The organism is Georgenia sp. Z1344 (genome assembly GCF_057652375.1).
Window position 1 is genome coordinate 285,135 of sequence record NZ_CM172728.1, and the last position, 17,236, is coordinate 302,370.

The following is a 17,236-nucleotide window of genomic DNA, read 5'->3' on the forward strand; positions in this document are numbered from 1 at the left end:
ACAGTGGACGCGCAATTGTTGATGTGTTGTGCTCGCTTCTCAACCAGTCACCACACACAGAGTACGTGTGGGGTGTGGTGTTGGAAGTTGTCGGCCAATTAGTACCGGTCAGCTTCACGACTTTCGCCGCTTCCACATCCGGCCTATCAACCCCATGGTCTATAGGGGGCCTTCCCACCCAAAGGTGGTGGAAACCTCATCTTGAAGCAGGCTTCCCGCTTAGATGCTTTCAGCGGTTATCCCTCCCGAACGTAGCCAACCAGCCATGCTCCTGGCGGAACAACTGGCACACCAGAGGTTCGTCCGTCCCGGTCCTCTCGTACTAGGGACAGCCCTTCTCAAGTTTCCTGCGCGCGCAGCGGATAGGGACCGAACTGTCTCACGACGTTCTAAACCCAGCTCGCGTACCGCTTTAATGGGCGAACAGCCCAACCCTTGGGACCTACTCCAGCCCCAGGATGCGACGAGCCGACATCGAGGTGCCAAACCATGCCGTCGATATGGACTCTTGGGCAAGATCAGCCTGTTATCCCCGGGGTACCTTTTATCCGTTGAGCGACGGCGCTTCCACAAGCCACCGCCGGGTCACTAGTTCCGACTTTCGTCCCTGCTCGACATGTCTGTCTCGCAGTCAAGCTCCCTTGTGCACTTGCACTCAACACCTGATTGCCAACCAGGCTGAGGGAACCTTTGAGCGCCTCCGTTACTCTTTAGGAGGCAACCGCCCCAGTTAAACTACCCACCAGGCAATGTCCCTGATCCGGATCACGGACCGAGGTTAGACGCTAGTAACGACCAGAGTGGTATTTCAACGATGACTCCACACACACTGGCGTGCATGCTTCACAGTCTCCCACCTATCCTACACAAGCCGTAACCAACACCAATACCAAGCTATAGTAAAGGTCCCGGGGTCTTTCCGTCCTGCTGCGCGTAACGAGCATCTTTACTCGTAATGCAATTTCGCCGAGTTCATGGTCGAGACAGCGGAGAAGTCGTTACGCCATTCGTGCAGGTCGGAACTTACCCGACAAGGAATTTCGCTACCTTAGGATGGTTATAGTTACCACCGCCGTTTACTGGGGCTTAAATTCTGAGCTTCACCCGTGAGGGTTGACCCGTCCTCTTAACCTTCCAGCACCGGGCAGGCGTCAGTCCGTATACATCGTCTTGCGACTTCGCACGGACCTGTGTTTTTAGTAAACAGTCGCTTCTCCCTGGTCTCTGCGGCCCGCCAGGCTCACACCCGCAAGTGGTGATCACCCATAGGGCCCCCCTTCTCCCGAAGTTACGGGGGCATTTTGCCGAGTTCCTTAACCATGATTATCTCGATCGCCTTAGTATTCTCTACCTGACCACCTGAGTCGGTTTAGGGTACGGGCGGCTAGTCCCTCGCGTCGAGGCTTTTCTTGGCAGCAGAGGATCACCACTTTCCACCATACGGTGTCATCATCCGGCCTGAGGCTATATGAGACACGGATTTACCTGTGTCTCGCCCTGCACCCTTGAACGATCCAAGCCATTAGGATCGCGCGGCTACCTTCCTGCGTCACCCCTGTTAATACGCTTACCTACTACCGGATCGGGTCCCACGCGCCCCACCATCTCGCCCCGAAGGGCAATGACGGTGGTTTGGGTGGTTAGCATCACCGGACTCGGTATGGGCGGTCCTTCGCCGGTCACGGGAATATCAACCCGTTGTCCATCGACTACGCCTGTCGGCCTCGCCTTAGGTCCCGACTAACCCAGGGCGGATTAACCTGGCCCTGGAACCCTTGGTCATTCGGCGGACGGGGTTCTCACCCGTCATTCGCTACTCATGCCTGCATTCTCACTCGCGTAGGATCCACCACTGGGTCACCCCGCAGCTTCACCTCCCACGCGACGCTCCCCTACCCACCACAACCCCTGAACCAAGGCTAGGGACATGCTGTGGTGCCACGGCTTCGGCGGTGTGCTTGAGCCCCGCTACATTGTCGGCGCGGAATCACTTGACCAGTGAGCTATTACGCACTCTTTCAAGGATGGCTGCTTCTAAGCCAACCTCCTGGTTGTCACTGCAACTCCACATCCTTTCCCACTTAGCACACGCTTAGGGGCCTTAGCCGATGATCTGGGCTGTTTCCCTCTCGACTACGAAGCTTATCCCCCGCAGTCTCACTGCCACGCTCACACTTACCGGCATTCGGAGTTTGGCTGACGTCAGTAACCTTGTAGGGCCCATCGGCCATCCAGTAGCTCTACCTCCGGCAAGAAGCACGCAACGCTGCACCTAAATGCATTTCGGGGAGAACCAGCTATCACGAAGTTTGATTGGCCTTTCACCCCTACCCACAGGTCATCCCCTCAGTTTTCAACCTAAGTGGGTTCGGTCCTCCACACGCTCTTACACGTGCTTCAACCTGCCCATGGGTAGATCACTTCGCTTCGGGTCTAGAACGCGCGACTCAATCGCCCTGTTCGGACTCGCTTTCGCTACGGCTTCCCCACACGGGTTAACCTCGCCACACGCCACTAACTCGCAGGCTCATTCTTCAAAAGGCACGCCGTCACCCCAACGATGGAGGCTCCGACGGATTGTAAGCATCCGGTTTCAGGTACTATTTCACTCCCCTCCCGGGGTACTTTTCACCTTTCCCTCACGGTACTAGTCCGCTATCGGTCACCAGGTAGTATTTAGGCTTAGCAAGTGGTCTTGCCAGATTCACACCGGATTTCACGGGCCCGGTGCTACTCGGGAACACACCCACACCACACACGCCACGGTACGCCTACAGGGGTCTCACCCTCTACGCCAGGCCTTCCCAGACCTTTCAGCTCCCACGACACTGCACAGTGCTCCTTCCGGCAGGAAGGAACGGACATGCCCCACAACCCCGCACGCACAACGCCTGCCGGCTATCACGCACGCACGGTTTAGCCTCATCCGCTTTCGCTCGCCACTACTCACGGAATATCTCTTCCTGCGGGTACTGAGATGTTTCACTTCCCCGCGTTCCCTCACACGCCCTATACATTCAGGCGCGCGTGACCACCCATGACGGTGGCCGGGTTCCCCCATTCGGACATCCACGGATCACAGCTCGTTTGCCAGCTCCCCGCGGCTTATCGCAGGCTACAACGTCCTTCATCGGCTCCTGGTGCCAAGGCATCCACCGAATGCTCTTAAAAACTTCCAACCACCACCACACAACCAACATGCGGCAGCTAGTTAAGGAACACAACACTCAACAAAACATACAAAGATGCTCGCGTCCACTGTACAGTTCTCAAACAACCCACCCACACCCACACCCCCACCACCAACAAGGTGACAGTTCGGTGAGCAGAGCACCAGAAACAACCAACCCCACGGTCCCCCCGCCACAAGGGCAGGCGACCCGCAAACGGGGTGGATGGTCTCAGGACCCAACAGCGCGTGACCATCAAAGATGTTCCACCCATGAGCACCACCCACACCCCCAACAGCTGTTGAGCGGACCCGGCCGGCACACTCGGCCAACCAGACAACCCCCTCCACCAGGCAGCTCCCCGCGAAGGGAGGCCGGCGAACTGGGGTTTGTGGGTGCCAGATGCTCCTTAGAAAGGAGGTGATCCAGCCGCACCTTCCGGTACGGCTACCTTGTTACGACTTCGTCCCAATCGCCAGTCCCACCTTCGACAGCTCCCTCCACAAGGGTTGGGCCACCGGCTTCGGGTGTTACCGACTTTCGTGACGTGACGGGCGGTGTGTACAAGGCCCGGGAACGTATTCACCGCAGCGTTGCTGATCTGCGATTACTAGCGACTCCGACTTCATGGGGTCGAGTTGCAGACCCCAATCCGAACTGAGACCGGCTTTCTGGGATTCGCTCCACCTCGCGGTATCGCAGCCCTTTGTACCGGCCATTGTAGCATGCTTGAAGCCCAAGACATAAGGGGCATGATGATTTGACGTCATCCCCACCTTCCTCCGAGTTGACCCCGGCAGTCTCCCATGAGTCCCCACCACTACGTGCTGGCAACACAGGACAAGGGTTGCGCTCGTTGCGGGACTTAACCCAACATCTCACGACACGAGCTGACGACAACCATGCACCACCTGTATACCAGCCTTACGGGGCACCTATCTCTAGATGTTTCCGGTATATGTCAAGCCTTGGTAAGGTTCTTCGCGTTGCATCGAATTAATCAGCATGCTCCGCCGCTTGTGCGGGCCCCCGTCAATTCCTTTGAGTTTTAGCCTTGCGACCGTACTCCCCAGGCGGGGCACTTAGTGCGTTAGCTACGGCGCGGACCCCGTGGAAACAGGCCCCACACCTAGTGCCCAACGTTTACGGCATGGACTACCAGGGTATCTAATCCTGTTCGCTACCCATGCTTTCGCTCCTCAGCGTCAGTAATGGCCCAGAGACCCGCCTTCGCCACCGGTGTTCCTCCTGATATCTGCGCATTTTACCGCTACACCAGGAATTCCAGTCTCCCCTACCACACTCTAGTCTGCCCGTACCCACTGCAGGCGCGGGGTTGAGCCCCGCGTTTTCACAGCAGACGCGACAAACCGCCTACGAGCTCTTTACGCCCAATAATTCCGGACAACGCTTGCGCCCTACGTATTACCGCGGCTGCTGGCACGTAGTTAGCCGGCGCTTCTTCTGCAGGTACCGTCACTTTCGCTTCTTCCCTGCTGAAAGAGGTTTACAACCCGAAGGCCGTCATCCCTCACGCGGCGTCGCTGCATCAGGCTTTCGCCCATTGTGCAATATTCCCCACTGCTGCCTCCCGTAGGAGTCTGGGCCGTGTCTCAGTCCCAGTGTGGCCGGTCACCCTCTCAGGCCGGCTACCCGTCGACGCCTTGGTAGGCCATTACCCCACCAACAAGCTGATAGGCCGCGAGCCCATCCCTCACCGATAAATCTTTCCACCCCCACCCATGCGAGCAGGAGTCATATCCGGTATTAGCCCCGATTTCCCGAGGTTATCCCGAAGTGAAGGGCAGGTTGCTCACGTGTTACTCACCCGTTCGCCACTGATCCACCCAGCAAGCTGAGCTTCACCGTTCGACTTGCATGTGTTAAGCACGCCGCCAGCGTTCGTCCTGAGCCAGGATCAAACTCTCCGTAAAAGTATCGCACCCACGCCAACCACACAGGCCAGACACGGGCGACTATCCATACGAAGACCAACCCAACCCCACAGGGCCAGGCGATCCCAACCAACCCCACCAACCCCAAGGAAAACAAGGGCCAGCAGAGCCAAAAACAAACAAAAACATGAGAACACCACCCACCCGGCCCACCGATCGGCAGACCAGACACGATGACGCCCCCACATACATGGCATCAAAAACAATCACGCACTGTTGAGTTCTCAAACAACCCACCCACAACACACCAACCCAGAACACTCAGTCCCAAGCCAGCCGCATCAGGGCAACTTGACTATCTTAACCACAAGTTCATCCGGCCGTTGACCACTTTCGCGGTTTGTGACCCGACTTACTTCCGGTCCATCCTCCGGGAGTCAGCTGTGCCGACTTTCCTTCTGGATGTCCGCCTTGGCCCGGCGGATCTGGAGGCTGTTGCCCCGTTCGATCCGGTGCCCGGTCCGTGCGGCGAGAAGAAACATTACGCGCGCCGGATCGCGGCGGTCAAGCCAGATCGGGCCCTTTGGAGGTGACCTGCCGCACCGGCCGGTGAGCGGCCGCACGGGGCTCACGGCGCGTCGCTGGTTGCGCCGCGACGGGCCGTATGACGTGTGGCCTGGGACCCCTCCGGCCAGGTGCGACAAGGGACCCCGCCCGACCACAGCCGGTTCGGACGGGGCCCTGTCGGAGGAAGCCGGATCAGTCCCGCTGGGTCTCCACGATCGCCATCGACTTCTTGCCCTTGCGCAGCACCACCACGCCGCCGGCCAGGAGGTCGTCGGCGGTGAGGAGCCGTTCGTCGTCGTCGATCTTGTGGGCGTTGATCGATGCGCCACCGGAGGCGATGGTGCGCCGCGCGGCCCCGCGTCCGGCCTCCAGGCCGGTGGCGACGAGCAGGTCGACCACGCTGGACTCCCCCACCTCGCCCCGCGCGCGGGGCAGCTCGGCGGTGGCGTCGCGCAGGGTGTCGGCGTCGAGCTCGCGCAGGTCGCCCTTGCCGAACACGGCGGCCGAGGCCGCCTGCGCCCGCGCCGTCGCCTCGGGCCCGTGGACGAGCGTGGTGACGTCCTCGGCGAGCACCTTCTGGCCGACGCGCGCGAAGGGCCGCTCCGCCACCTCGGCCTCGAGCGCCTCGATCTCCTCACGCGTGCGGAAGGTGAAGATCTTGAGGAAGCGGACCACGTCGTCGTCGGCGGTGTTGAGCCAGAACTGGTAGAAGGCGTACGGGCTCATCATGTCCGGGGCCAGCCACACGGCGCCGCCCTCGGTCTTGCCGAACTTCGTGCCGTCGGCCTTGGTGATGAGCGGCGTCGTGAGGACGTGGACCGGGGCGCCCTCGACCTTGCGGATGAGGTCGAGGCCGGAGACGAGGTTGCCCCACTGGTCGTTGCCGCCGGTCTGCAGCGTGACGCCGTGGCGGCGGTAGAGCTCGAGGAAGTCCATGCCCTGGAGGAGCTGGTAGCTGAACTCGGTGTAGCTCAGCCCCTCGCTCGAGGCCAGGCGCGTGGCGACGGTGTCCTTCGCGAGCATGGCGGACATGCGGAAGTGCTGGCCGACGTCGCGCAGGAGCTCGATCGCCGTCAGCCCCGCGGTCCACTCCATGTTGTTGACGACGGTCGCAGCGTTGTCCCCCTCGAACGAGAGGAAGCGGGAGACCTGCTCGCGCAGCCGCTCGGTCCACTCGGCCACCGTCTCGGCGGTGTTGAGCTTGCGCTCGCCGCTCATCCGGGGGTCGCCGATCATGCCCGTCGCGCCGCCGACGAGCGCGATCGGGTGGTGCCCGGCGTTCTGCAGGTGGCGCAGGAGCAGGAGCTGGACGAGGTGGCCGTGGTGGAGGGACGCCGCCGTCGGGTCGAAGCCGCAGTAGTAGGAGACCGGTCCGTCGTCGAGGGCCGCGCGCAGCGCGCCTAAGTCGGTGTGCTGGGCGATGAGGCCCCGCCACTGCAGCTCGTCGAGGACGTCGGTCACGACGCGGACTCCTTCATGTCTGTGCGGTGCGCCTGGGCGGCGCGGGCGCCGGGGTCGGCGGCCGTGGTCCATCGTGCCACCCGCGCGCGGACGGGCCCGGTCCCTGCCCGACGCCGGAGCCTCGCCCCGCAGGTCACCCACCTCGGGTCGGGGTGTCCGGCGATGGCGCGGGCGCCTCCCGGGGCGGGCGCCCCGGGAGGTGAGGTGCCTACGCGGGTGCGGGAGTCGGCGTCGGGCGGGAATGGTCGACGAGCCCGGCGTCGGAGTTGAGGTGCTCGGTGCGGAAGCGCCGCTGGTGGTGGGCGAGCAGGACGAGGCCGGCCACGTGGGCGGCGCCGGAGACGAGCAGGACCGGGCCGTAGCCGAAGGTCTCGGCGAGCATGAGCGCGAGCGCCCCGCCCGCGAAGGAGACGAGCATGGCGAACGAGCTGACGGCGGTGAAGTCGGTGCCGGGCGACTCCGCGCGGGCGTAGTCCATGTTGATCGTCCAGATGATCGTCGAGCCCACGGCGTAGGCCGCGAAGAACACCGCGACGACGGCGACGACGTACGGCAGCGGCGCCCACCCGTAGGCCACGGGAAGGAACCCGGCGAGGCCGATGGCGGTCAGTCCCCCGACGACGACGAGACTCCGCTGCCGCCCCATCCGGCGCAGGAGGGGGCCGATGCCCATGCTGACGAGGCCGGCGACGATCCCGCCGAACATCGTCAGCACGGCGGCGACGCGCCCGACGGACCAGCCGGCGTCGATGAGTGCGGGGTTGAGCAGGCCGTACGCGGCGGTGAGCCCGCCCCAGGTGACGGGGACGGCGGCGAGGACCCAGAGCTTCGCGCCGGGCTGGCGCAGGAGGGTCCAGGTGGCCGAGAACGGCACCGGGCGGTCGGGGCGCGGGTGCACGGGCTCGCGCAGTCGCACGACGGCGAGGGTCGGCAGCAGCGTGCACGCCGCGAGGGTGAGGAGGGCGACCTGCCAGCCGGCCACCTCGTAGAGCAGGGCGGTGAGACCGCCGCCGAGGATGTTGCCGACGAAGCTGCCGGAGACCTGGATGCCGTTGACGACCTCGCGCTCGCCGGGGCGGACGAGGCGGACGGCGAGCGCGTCGACGGCGATGTCCTGGGTGGCGCTGGCGAGCACGTAGATGGCCGTGAGCGCGACGAAGAGGGAGTACTGCTCGCCGATGTCGGTGAGGAAGGACATCGCCGCGAGCACCGCCGCGCACGCGGGCTGCAGGACGAGGAGCCACGTGCGGTAGTGGCCGCCGCTCCACGTGGGCCCGATGCGGTCGATGAGCGGCGCCCAGAGGAACTTGATCGCCCACAGCATGCCGAGCGAGGTGAGTACGGCGAGGGAGTCGAGCGAGGCGCCCATCTCCCGCAGGATCGAGGCTGTCCCGTAGAAGAGGAAGCCGATCCCGAGGTACTGGGAGACGTACAGGGCGAGCAGGAGCGGGTACCGCGGGACGCGGAGGTCGTGGACGGTGCCGGTGCCTGACGTGCTGGTCGCTCCGGGGGCGGAGGTCACGGGGTCGGAGGTCACGGGGTCGGAGGTCACGGGGTCAGAGGCGCGCACGGCCGACCTTCCAGTAGCCCGTGAACATGATCGAGCGGCGGTCCATGCCGCGCTCCTTGACGAGGTGCCGGCGCCCGCCGGCGGCCGCTGCGGCCTCGGCACACACCCAGCCGTAGTCGGCGCCGTCGAGGTCGGCGCCCGGAAGGGCGGCGAGCAGGGCGGTGCCGGGGGCGTCGTCGCCACGGACGACGATGGTGATCTCGTCGGCGTCGACCTCGTCGGTCACGAGATCCATCGAGGGCACCTCGAGGATCGCGGTGAAGCGGCGGTCGGGGTCGTCGCGGTGCGCGTCGAGGATGGCGAGCATGGCGGGCAGGGCGGTCTCGTCCGCGAGGAGGACGTGGTGGCCGGCCGCTGGTGCGCTGCCGTAGGGCGCGGTCTGCACGCGCACGCCCACCTCGTCACCGGCGGCGACGCGCTCGATCCAGCGTGAGCCGGGGCCGTCGTGGCCGGTGGCGACGACGTCGACGTCGATCGTTCCCGAGCCGGGCTCCTGCGCGCGGATCGTGTACCAGCGCAGCTCGGGGCGCTCGGCCTCGGGGATCTTGCCCAGCGGGCCGCGCGGCATGAGCGCCGGGGCGGGCAGCCGCAGGGGCTTGCCGACGGGCGGCATGTAGACGCCGATGTACTCGTCCGGGCCCAGGCGCTCGACGGTCGCGAGCTCCGGCGCCGCGATCCGCACGCGCCGGAAGGACGGCGTGAGGTCGACAACCTCCGTGACCGTGGCGGGGAACTCCGGGTAGAAGTCGCGCGAGGGCGAGATCGACATCGTGCGCGAGTAGACGGCGCCGACCGCCGAGAGGGCCGTGCGCTGGAGCACGGGGTACCGCTGGTTCATGAGGTCTCCTTGAGTGAGGCGAGCCTTACCTAACTCGAAGGATGCAGGTTGGGGCAAGTCCGTCCTTGTGCTCGTTGCCGATGGGCGGCTCTCGCGCAGCGCGTGCGGGGTCAGTCCGCCGAGCTCTCGCGCAGCGCGTGCGGGGTCAGTCCGCCGAGCTCTCGCGCAGCGCGTGCGGGGTCAGTCCGCCGAGCTCTCGGTCTGCAGGCCGAACCGCTCGTTCGCCGCCCGGAGGAGCTCCACCAGCTCCCCCCGGTCGATCGCCAGCGGCTGGTCGATCGTCACCCGCTCGCCACGGATCTCGCGCGTCAGGGCCGTGCGGACCACCGGACGTCGGCCGATCCCGAACGCCGGACACGCGATGACCGACGGGTAGCTCGGAGACTCCAGCTGCTTGCCGAACCGGACCGTGGTCACCAGCACGACGTTGCGCCAGGGGACCCGGTGCAAGTCCTGCTTGTCGCCGTCGACCCACCGGAAGAGGGTGAAATCCTCCGGCGTGAGCTCGAGGAGATAGTTGTGCCGCAACCTGCGGGCGTGGACGACGGGGAACACCACGCCGAACACGACGACGAACACCAGTGCGGACATCGCGACGGTGCCTTCTGCTCCCATCAGCAGGACGACGAGGCCGAGCAGCCCGAGGAGCACGCACCCCACGATGCGAACGATGTACGCGCGGTCCCGGCCACGCGGGATCTCCAGCCACCCCTTCGTGGCGATGTGGTCGAGGCGAAGGGCGTTCCGTTCCGCCGTCGACGCGCCGGGAGGGAAGGTCGGCTCGGTCGCTCCGTCCGTGCCGGAGCTCCGCTGTCGCCCGCTCGGTGAGCTCGTCACTTCTGCCTCCCGTGCGTCACGGATCCACCGTACGTCGAGCGCTGCTCGTACCGGCCGTCCCCGGACGCACGATGGGCGGCAGGCGCCCTGAACCGCACTCTCGACACGTCGGCGATGGGCGCTCCGGTCAGCGGGAGCGCGGCTTGCCGGGGCGGTACGCGGAGACGCCCACGCCGCCGGGGACCCAGAATCGCCAGGGGTATTTCTCGCCGTCGCCGCCCTCGCCCGAGACGCCCACGCGCGGGCCGGTCCGGTACTCCGCACGCACGTCGGCGAGCTCGAGCCATAGTCGCCCCGACGGCTGAAGCGGCGCTCCCGAGTCCTCGAGGCTGAGGCCGAGGGCCTGTCCGAGGTTCCCCGGTCCGCGGGCGAGGCCGGCATCGGTCCTGGCCCCGCGGCGTCGGGCGCGTGCGAGGTCGTGGCCCCGCACCACCTCTCCCCCGCGCAGCAGCGCACCCGTGGCGCGGCCGTCCTCGCCGCAGACGAGGTTGAGGCACGTGTGCATGCCGTACGTGAAGTAGACGTACACGTGTCCGGCGGGGCCGAACATCGGGGCGGTGCGCGCCGTCGGGATGCCGGAGCGGGCGTGGGAACCGGGGTCGTCCGGCCCGAGGTAGGCCTCGACCTCGGTCAGCCGGACGGCCACCTCCCCCTCGTCCGAGCGCACGACGACGACGCTCCCCAGCAGCTCCGGCGCCACCTCCGTCGCGGGCCGGGCAAGGAACGCGCGAACCGTGTCGAGCGTGGGCTCGCTCAGGCGTCCTCCTCGTCGGCGGACTCCCCCACCAGGGCGCTGCGCAGCTGGTGGCTCAGCTCGCCCGCGCGGGCCAGCTGCTCGAGCACACGGGCGGGGGCGGTGCCGCCGTGGCCGTCGCGGGCGGCGACGGACCCCTCGGCGGACAGCACCTCGCGCACCTCCGGCGTGAGGTGCTCCGAGACCGAGGCGAGCTCGGCGTCCGTGAGGTCCCACAGCTCCTTGTCCTGCGACTCGGCCACGCGCACGCACCCGCCCGCGATCTCGTGGGCCTCACGGAACGGGACGCGCTGCCGGACGAGCCACTCGGCGATGTCCGTGGCGAGCGAGAAGCCCTGGGGCGCGAGCTCGGCCATCCGGTCGGTGTGGAAGGTCAGGGTGGCGATCTGGCCGGCGACGGCGGGCAGCAGCACCGAGAGGGTGTCGACGGCGTCGAACACCGGCTCCTTGTCCTCCTGCAGGTCCCGGTCGTAGGCCAGCGGCAGTCCCTTGAGCGTGACGAGCAGCGCCGTGAGGTCGCCGATGAGGCGGCCGGCCTTGCCGCGGGTGAGCTCGGCGACGTCGGGGTTCTTCTTCTGCGGCATGATGCTCGACCCCGTGGAGTAGGAGTCGTCGAGGGTGACGAAGCCGAACTCCTTGGTGGCCCACACGATGATCTCCTCGGAGATCCGGGACAGGTCGACGCCGACCATCGCGGTGATCCAGGCGAACTCGGCGACGACGTCACGTGCGGAGGTGGCGTCGAGTGAGTTCTCCTCGGCACCCATGAACCCGAGCTCGACGGCGACGGCGTGCGGGTCGAGGCCGAGCGTGTTGCCGGCGAGCGCCCCGGCACCGTACGGGGACAGGGCGGCACGGACGTCCCAGTCGAGGAGCCGCTCGACGTCGCGCATGATCGGCCACGCGTGGGCGAGCAGGTGGTGCGCGAGGAGGATCGGCTGGGCGTGCTGCATGTGCGTGCGGCCGGGCATGATCGCGTCCGGGTGGGCGGCGGCCTGGTCGACCAGCGCATCGACGACGTCGAGCAGCAGCGAGCCGATGTGGCGCGCCTCCTCGCGCAGGTACCGGCGCACGAGCGTGGCGATCTGGTCGTTGCGCGAACGGCCCGCCCGCAGGCGGCCGCCGAGCTCGCTGCCGGCCCGCTCGATGAGGCCGCGCTCGAGGGCGGTGTGGACGTCCTCGTCGTCGGGATGGGGGGCGAAGTCGCCGGAGACGACGTCGGCCTCGAGCCGGTCGAGGGCAGCCAGCATCCCGGTGAGCTCGTCGGCCGTGAGCAGGTCCGCGGCGGCGAGCGCCCGGGCGTGGGCGCGGGAGCCCGCGATGTCGTGCCGGGCGAGCCGCCAGTCGAAGTGCGTGGAGCGCGAGAGCTCGGTCAGCGCGTCGGCGGGCGCCACGGAGAAGCGGCCGCCCCACAGGCGGAGCTCGGCGGACTCGGGCTGCTCGGTGGACGACTGAGAGGCATCGGTCATGGGGACCATCGTCCCACCGTCGCCGACGCCTCCGCGCAACGGATCACCGCTGCGGAACCCGCGCCCGGCCCGTCATCGGTCGAAAGTGATACCAAGCGGCATCCTCGCTATCAGTTTCGCCGGAACTGAGAGCAAGGGGGTGGAGAGGCAGTGGCCCGCGCCCCCCGTGATCGCGCGATTCAGCGAACTAGCGCGACCGCCCCGCCTGCGAGCGCCGATAGGCCTGTATGACGTTCTCCCGGCGGCGTGCCTGCACGCTCCGTGGCTCCAGGCGCTCCAGGGCAGCCCGCCGATCGCTGTCCTCGCGAAGGCTCTCGATCACCGCCCGCTGGCGGGTCACTGCCTGTGCCTCGCGAGCAGAGGAATAGCCGTTACCCACCATCACGCACCTCCATGGTCCGCTCTGTCGAGGCCGCATCCGAGTCGTGTCTTTCATACCGAACCAGCAGGCTCAGCAGGAGGATCTGTTCCACGTCGACCTCCTCGATGACGTCGGACGATAGCGCCCCTGACTTGGGCACACCATCACCCTCACGGCCCGGGCGAGACCGCCGCGCCTGCGAGCGTCAACAGGCCCAGGCCTGTCACTGCTCGGCGGTGCGCTCGCCTGTTGCTTCCGCAACCGCGCGACGGTAGGCGAGCTCGGCCGTCGTGTCGATGTTGCGTGCAGCGCGCACGGCCCCGACCCCGATGACGGCCCAGCCCACGACTGCCGTGCCGAGGCCGAACACGGTCATCGGATGGAGCCCGGCGATGCGTTCGTCGAGAGCGGCTTCAGCGCCCAGCCCGAGGGCGATCAGCACTACGGCGGGGATGAACAGGACGAACCCGACCATCACGAGGCCCGCCGACGGCATGGGCGGACGCGGCTCCACCACGTACATCGACGGCAGGTCCGCGCGATCGGGAACCGGGGCACCGCCAGGGACGAACTTCCGGGGACGGCCCGAGGTGCTCTCGCTCATCCCTCTCCCCCGGCGAGCTCCCGCGCCAGCGTCTCGACGAACTCCCGCGCCTCGACCTCGGTGGAGCCGTGCGTCCGACGGTGGTGCACGGCGGCGTCGTCGAGCCACCCCATCTGGACGAGCTGGACGAGCCGGGCGTCCTCGGGCGACACGGACGGGTCGAGCACGCCCTTCGACTTCGGCGCGAAGGTCACCTGGATCGGCCCGCCCTCCCGCTCCTTCGGGTCCTCGGGCGGCAGCAGCGGGGTCAGCTTCTCGAGCGTGCGGGTGAGCCGGTCCACCTCCACGCTGAGGTCGCTCACGCTGGTCTCGAGCCGGTACACGCGGTCGAACAGCTCGCGCAGGTCACGCCGCTGGCCCCAGTCCGAGATGCTCATGGCCCGACGGTAGCGGCGCTCCCCCGGCCCACATCTGCCTCGGGGCGGGGAGTTCTCCGCCCGTCACCGCTCCCGGGTCACCGGCGCTTCCACCACCTCCGACGACGAACCCCTGACCCCTCTCGGGCCTCCGGCTTGTCGTCGTCGGGCACCGGCTCCCCGTGCACCGCCGCACCGTCAGCACTGCCTTCACCCGAGCGCCCCTGACGCGCGTCCCGCCATCCCCGGACGATCTCCTCGACGTCGGCCCGCCCGACCGGCAGCACCGGCCCGCTCGGCATGCGGATCCACTCGGCCACGCGGTGGTTGAGCTCGGCGACGCGCTCGCGCACGGCCTCCTCGGTGGGCAGGGTGCGCACGGCCCGCGGCAGCTCGGCGAGCTCCTTGCGCAGGACGAGCACGGGCGGGAGAAGGGCGTCGGAGGGGAGGTTCTCGTCGCGGAGCTTGCGGCGGATCCACCAGTCCTCGTCGGTCTGGTCGATGTCCGGCAGCGGCTTGCCGGTCCCGGGCAGGTTGTCGAACTCGCCGCGCTCCTGCGCCTCGCGGATCAGCTGGTCCACCCAGCTGCCCGTCGGCATCTCGGGCGGCTTGCGCTGCGTCATGCATCCCAGTGTCGCCGGACCCTGCGCGCCGGGTCATCAGCAATTCGACGGACCCGAGGCCCGACCGCGCGGCCACCGATGCGGCAGACTCCCCTGCCATGGACAGCACCGTGCCAGCCGCCCCACCCGTGCCGTACATCGGCTCCGAGGTCGCCCCGCTGAGGGAGGTCATCGTCCACCGCCCGGGCGCGGAGCTCGAGCGCCTGACGCCGGCGACGATGGACGAGCTCCTGTGGGACGACCTGCTGTGGGTCTCGCGCGCCCGCGACGAGCACGACGCGTTCGTCGACGTCCTCACCTCCGCCGGCGTCGTCGTGCACCAGTTGCCCGACCTGCTCACGGCCACCCTCGCCGTGCCCGAGGCCCGCGCGCACGTCCTCGACGCGACGTTCACCCGTGAGCACCTCGGTCCTGCCCTCTCGTCGGCTCTCCGGGAGCACGCGTCCACGCTCGACGACGCCGAGCTCGCCGGCATCCTCGTCGCCGGTCTCACGGGCCGCGAGGTGGCCGAGCGCCTGGGCGGAGTGGACACGCTCCCGCTGCACGTGCGCGGGCCGGAGGCGCTCATCCTCGGGCCGCTGCCCAACCACCTGTTCACGCGCGACGCGTCGTGCTGGGTCTACGACGGCGTGGCCGTCAACTCGATGCGGTACGCGGCGCGGGTGCGCGAGTCGGTGCACTACGAGGCGATCTACCGGTGGCACCCGAGGTTCGCGCCGCTCCGTGCGAACGGGTCGGATCCGGGCACGACGACGACGCCGCCCGAGCGCGGCGCCTTCCAGCGCTGGGCGGCCGGCCCGGCGGAGGGGGCGGCGAACGTCGAGGGCGGTGACGTGCTGGTCGTCGGCGACGGAGCCGTCGTGGTCGGGATGAGCGAGCGCACGACGCCGCAGGGCGTGGAGCACCTGGCCGCCCGGCTGTTCGCGGCCGGGTCGGCGGACCGGGTGCTCGCACTGTCGATGCCGAGCGCGCGCGAGCTCATGCACCTCGACACGGCGATGACGATGGTCGACGAGCGCACGTTCCTGCTCTACGGCGGGCTCGGCGATCTGCCGAGCTTCACCCTCACCTCAGATGGGGCGGGTGGCGTCCGCGTGACCGACCATGCGCCGGAGCGGATGCGCGCGACGCTCGCGGACGTGGTGGGGCGTGACCTGCGGTTCCTCACCCCGGACCTCTACGCGACGACGGCGGCCCGCGAGCAGTGGGACGACGGCTGCAACGCGCTGGCACTCTCCCCCGGCGTGGTCGTCACCTACGACCGGGCGCCCGCGTCGAACGAGCATCTGCGGGCCAACGGCATCGAGGTGATCGAGGTGCCAGGCGGTGAGCTCGGGCGCGGGCGCGGTGGACCGAGGTGCATGAGCTGTCCGGTGGTGCGGGCCGTACCACATGCCGCGCGCACCAGTTGAGCAACACCAGCGCAACATTTGCAGATAACGAGAGCCGAACGGTTTAAGGCCACAATAACCGATCATAACGCACGTCGGAATCGAATCCCTTAAGATCAAACTAGATCATCGCATGAATTGAACTCAATAAACGATTCACCACAGTTCCACCGCAATTGTCCTTGCAATGCTGCCGCACCAGACAGCACACCCGCGCAAACCGTATCAGCAGACACGAGGAGAACCCTTGAAAGTCAGGCGGCGCATAGAACCACCCGCAGATCGCGCAGGTGCCAACTCCGCCAAAATGTTCTACTACAAGAAGTTCAATAAGAGCAAGTTCCGAAAGCGAGTGCGCGAGTTCTGGGAACTCAACATTCCCGACGATTTCGACAATCCGCTTGCGCGGATTTCAGAGGTTGTAAGGTTTGGCGGGACCGCACTCTACCCATTTAGTTGGGACGAGTTCGAGCCAGGAACGACATTCTGGCGAGTCAGGCGAATGGAGTTGCAAGATATCCGAGATTCACTCAGCGCGAATGATCTATGGATGCCACCGCGCAAGTTCGCCGCCGCCGGACGCATGAACCGGCATGGAGAGCCGCTACTTTACACGACAATGGGGTCGCCGAGCGGATCGTTTGCAGAAGCAAGAGTCGCCGAGGGCGACCCGTTCCTGTTGATCCGGTACGAAATATCAAACACGGTTGAGTTGAAGCGAGTCGGAGTGTCGAACCACGACCCCGAACTGCCGAGAACATATCAGATGTTCGAACGAGAGGTAAGCGCATTCTTAAACGATGTCATGTCCATCCGAGAGGACCGATTCGGGCCAGGCGTCTACGCAATCACCGCAGACCTTCTCGAAGCATTATTCAGCCTCGAACTTCAACAGGCAGGCTGGGTTTACAATTCAACTCTCATACCTAACGCGCGAAATGCGGCATTCACTCCGGTCTTCGCGCAAGCGACACTTACACCCACAACCGTCTTTGGCGGCATTTCCGGAACTCAAGGCGACATGAGCCCTGAGATTTCAATTAGGTACGCGGCCCCGGTGACTTACTTGCACGCTAAGCGCGTGCCTATTGCCGACATGCAAGTGAAACATTGGCTACCCATCGAGTCGGCCGTGCGCGAAGCATCTGCAGTATTGGAGTCGCTCATTGATTGGGTGTTCGATTAGCCAGACGCGCGCTTACGCGAGAATCCACACGAGGGAGTCGCGACACCCGAACCGCGAACTCAAGGAAACTGACCAGTCGTTGCCGCCCTCTGCGTAAAGAACTTTGCTTCCGCTCCCGGGTGCCTTGTCCGCATCTACTGGCCTTCCACCACTA

General features: G+C 66.3%; 11 protein-coding genes and 2 rRNA genes. 2 read left to right on the plus strand and 11 right to left on the minus strand.

Going from position 1 to position 17,236, the window contains the following annotated elements:
• Positions 1 to 78: 78 nt before the first annotated feature.
• The 11 genes from AC24FB_RS01295 to AC24FB_RS01345 form a co-directional block, all read right to left on the minus strand.
• A 23S ribosomal RNA gene (locus AC24FB_RS01295) occupies positions 79 to 3,179 on the minus strand.
• A gap of 404 nt (positions 3,180 to 3,583) precedes the next feature.
• Positions 3,584 to 5,104 (minus strand): 16S ribosomal RNA (locus AC24FB_RS01300).
• Together the 16S and 23S rRNA genes form the textbook arrangement of a ribosomal RNA operon.
• 720 nt (positions 5,105 to 5,824) lie before the next feature.
• Complete coding sequence (gene tyrS / locus AC24FB_RS01305; protein WP_425713185.1) at positions 5,825 to 7,093, minus strand: tyrosine--tRNA ligase; 1,269 nt, start codon at positions 7,091 to 7,093, stop codon at positions 5,825 to 5,827.
• Positions 7,094 to 7,301: 208 nt separating this feature from the next.
• Complete coding sequence (locus AC24FB_RS01310; protein ID WP_425713184.1) at positions 7,302 to 8,663, minus strand: MFS transporter; 1,362 nt, start codon at positions 8,661 to 8,663, stop codon at positions 7,302 to 7,304.
• Complete coding sequence (locus AC24FB_RS01315; protein WP_425713183.1) at positions 8,650 to 9,501, minus strand: siderophore-interacting protein; 852 nt, start codon at positions 9,499 to 9,501, stop codon at positions 8,650 to 8,652. The genes AC24FB_RS01310 and AC24FB_RS01315 overlap by 14 nt, the downstream gene beginning before the upstream one ends.
• A gap of 180 nt (positions 9,502 to 9,681) precedes the next feature.
• Complete coding sequence (locus AC24FB_RS01320; protein ID WP_425713182.1) at positions 9,682 to 10,338, minus strand: hypothetical protein; 657 nt, start codon at positions 10,336 to 10,338, stop codon at positions 9,682 to 9,684.
• A 127-nt stretch (positions 10,339 to 10,465) separates the two neighbouring features.
• Positions 10,466 to 11,038, minus strand: coding sequence for a DNA-3-methyladenine glycosylase (locus tag AC24FB_RS01325; RefSeq protein ID WP_487560676.1), 573 nt, complete (start codon positions 11,036 to 11,038; stop codon positions 10,466 to 10,468).
• 53 nt (positions 11,039 to 11,091) lie between these two features.
• Complete coding sequence (gene argH / locus AC24FB_RS01330; RefSeq protein WP_425713181.1) at positions 11,092 to 12,561, minus strand: argininosuccinate lyase; 1,470 nt, start codon at positions 12,559 to 12,561, stop codon at positions 11,092 to 11,094.
• A gap of 584 nt (positions 12,562 to 13,145) precedes the next feature.
• The gene (locus AC24FB_RS01335; RefSeq protein WP_425713180.1) at positions 13,146 to 13,526 is read right to left on the minus strand and encodes a hypothetical protein; all 381 of its coding nucleotides are present in this window, start codon (positions 13,524 to 13,526) and stop codon (positions 13,146 to 13,148) included.
• On the minus strand, positions 13,523 to 13,903 hold the full coding sequence (locus AC24FB_RS01340) for a hypothetical protein (protein WP_425713179.1): 381 nt from the start codon (positions 13,901 to 13,903) through the stop codon (positions 13,523 to 13,525). The genes AC24FB_RS01335 and AC24FB_RS01340 overlap by 4 nt, the downstream gene beginning before the upstream one ends.
• 77 nt (positions 13,904 to 13,980) lie before the next feature.
• A complete protein-coding gene (locus AC24FB_RS01345) occupies positions 13,981 to 14,505 on the minus strand; it encodes a DnaJ family domain-containing protein (protein ID WP_425713178.1) in 525 nt (174 codons plus the stop codon).
• 98 nt (positions 14,506 to 14,603) lie between these two features.
• On the opposite strand from AC24FB_RS01345, the gene AC24FB_RS01350 reads away from it, so the two are divergent.
• Together AC24FB_RS01350 and AC24FB_RS01355 are read left to right on the plus strand one after the other, a co-directional pair.
• Positions 14,604 to 15,917 (plus strand): arginine deiminase, encoded by a 1,314-nt coding sequence (locus AC24FB_RS01350; protein WP_425713177.1) that lies wholly within the window; start codon positions 14,604 to 14,606, stop codon positions 15,915 to 15,917.
• Positions 15,918 to 16,203: 286 nt separating this feature from the next.
• A complete protein-coding gene (locus AC24FB_RS01355; RefSeq protein ID WP_425713176.1) occupies positions 16,204 to 17,082 on the plus strand; it encodes an RES family NAD+ phosphorylase in 879 nt (292 codons plus the stop codon).
• Positions 17,083 to 17,236 lie beyond the last annotated feature (154 nt).

Coding starts and splice junctions, on each gene's coding strand:
- AC24FB_RS01340 (WP_425713179.1), bottom strand. CDS start 13,903: ATGAGCATCTCGGACTGGGGCCAGCGGCGTGACCTGCGCGAGCTGTTC.
- AC24FB_RS01355 (WP_425713176.1), top strand. CDS start 16,204: ATGTTCTACTACAAGAAGTTCAATAAGAGCAAGTTCCGAAAGCGAGTG.
- AC24FB_RS01350 (WP_425713177.1), top strand. CDS start 14,604: ATGGACAGCACCGTGCCAGCCGCCCCACCCGTGCCGTACATCGGCTCC.
- AC24FB_RS01345 (WP_425713178.1), bottom strand. CDS start 14,505: ATGACGCAGCGCAAGCCGCCCGAGATGCCGACGGGCAGCTGGGTGGAC.
- AC24FB_RS01315 (WP_425713183.1), bottom strand. CDS start 9,501: ATGAACCAGCGGTACCCCGTGCTCCAGCGCACGGCCCTCTCGGCGGTC.
- AC24FB_RS01335 (WP_425713180.1), bottom strand. CDS start 13,526: ATGAGCGAGAGCACCTCGGGCCGTCCCCGGAAGTTCGTCCCTGGCGGT.
- argH (WP_425713181.1), bottom strand. CDS start 12,561: ATGACCGATGCCTCTCAGTCGTCCACCGAGCAGCCCGAGTCCGCCGAG.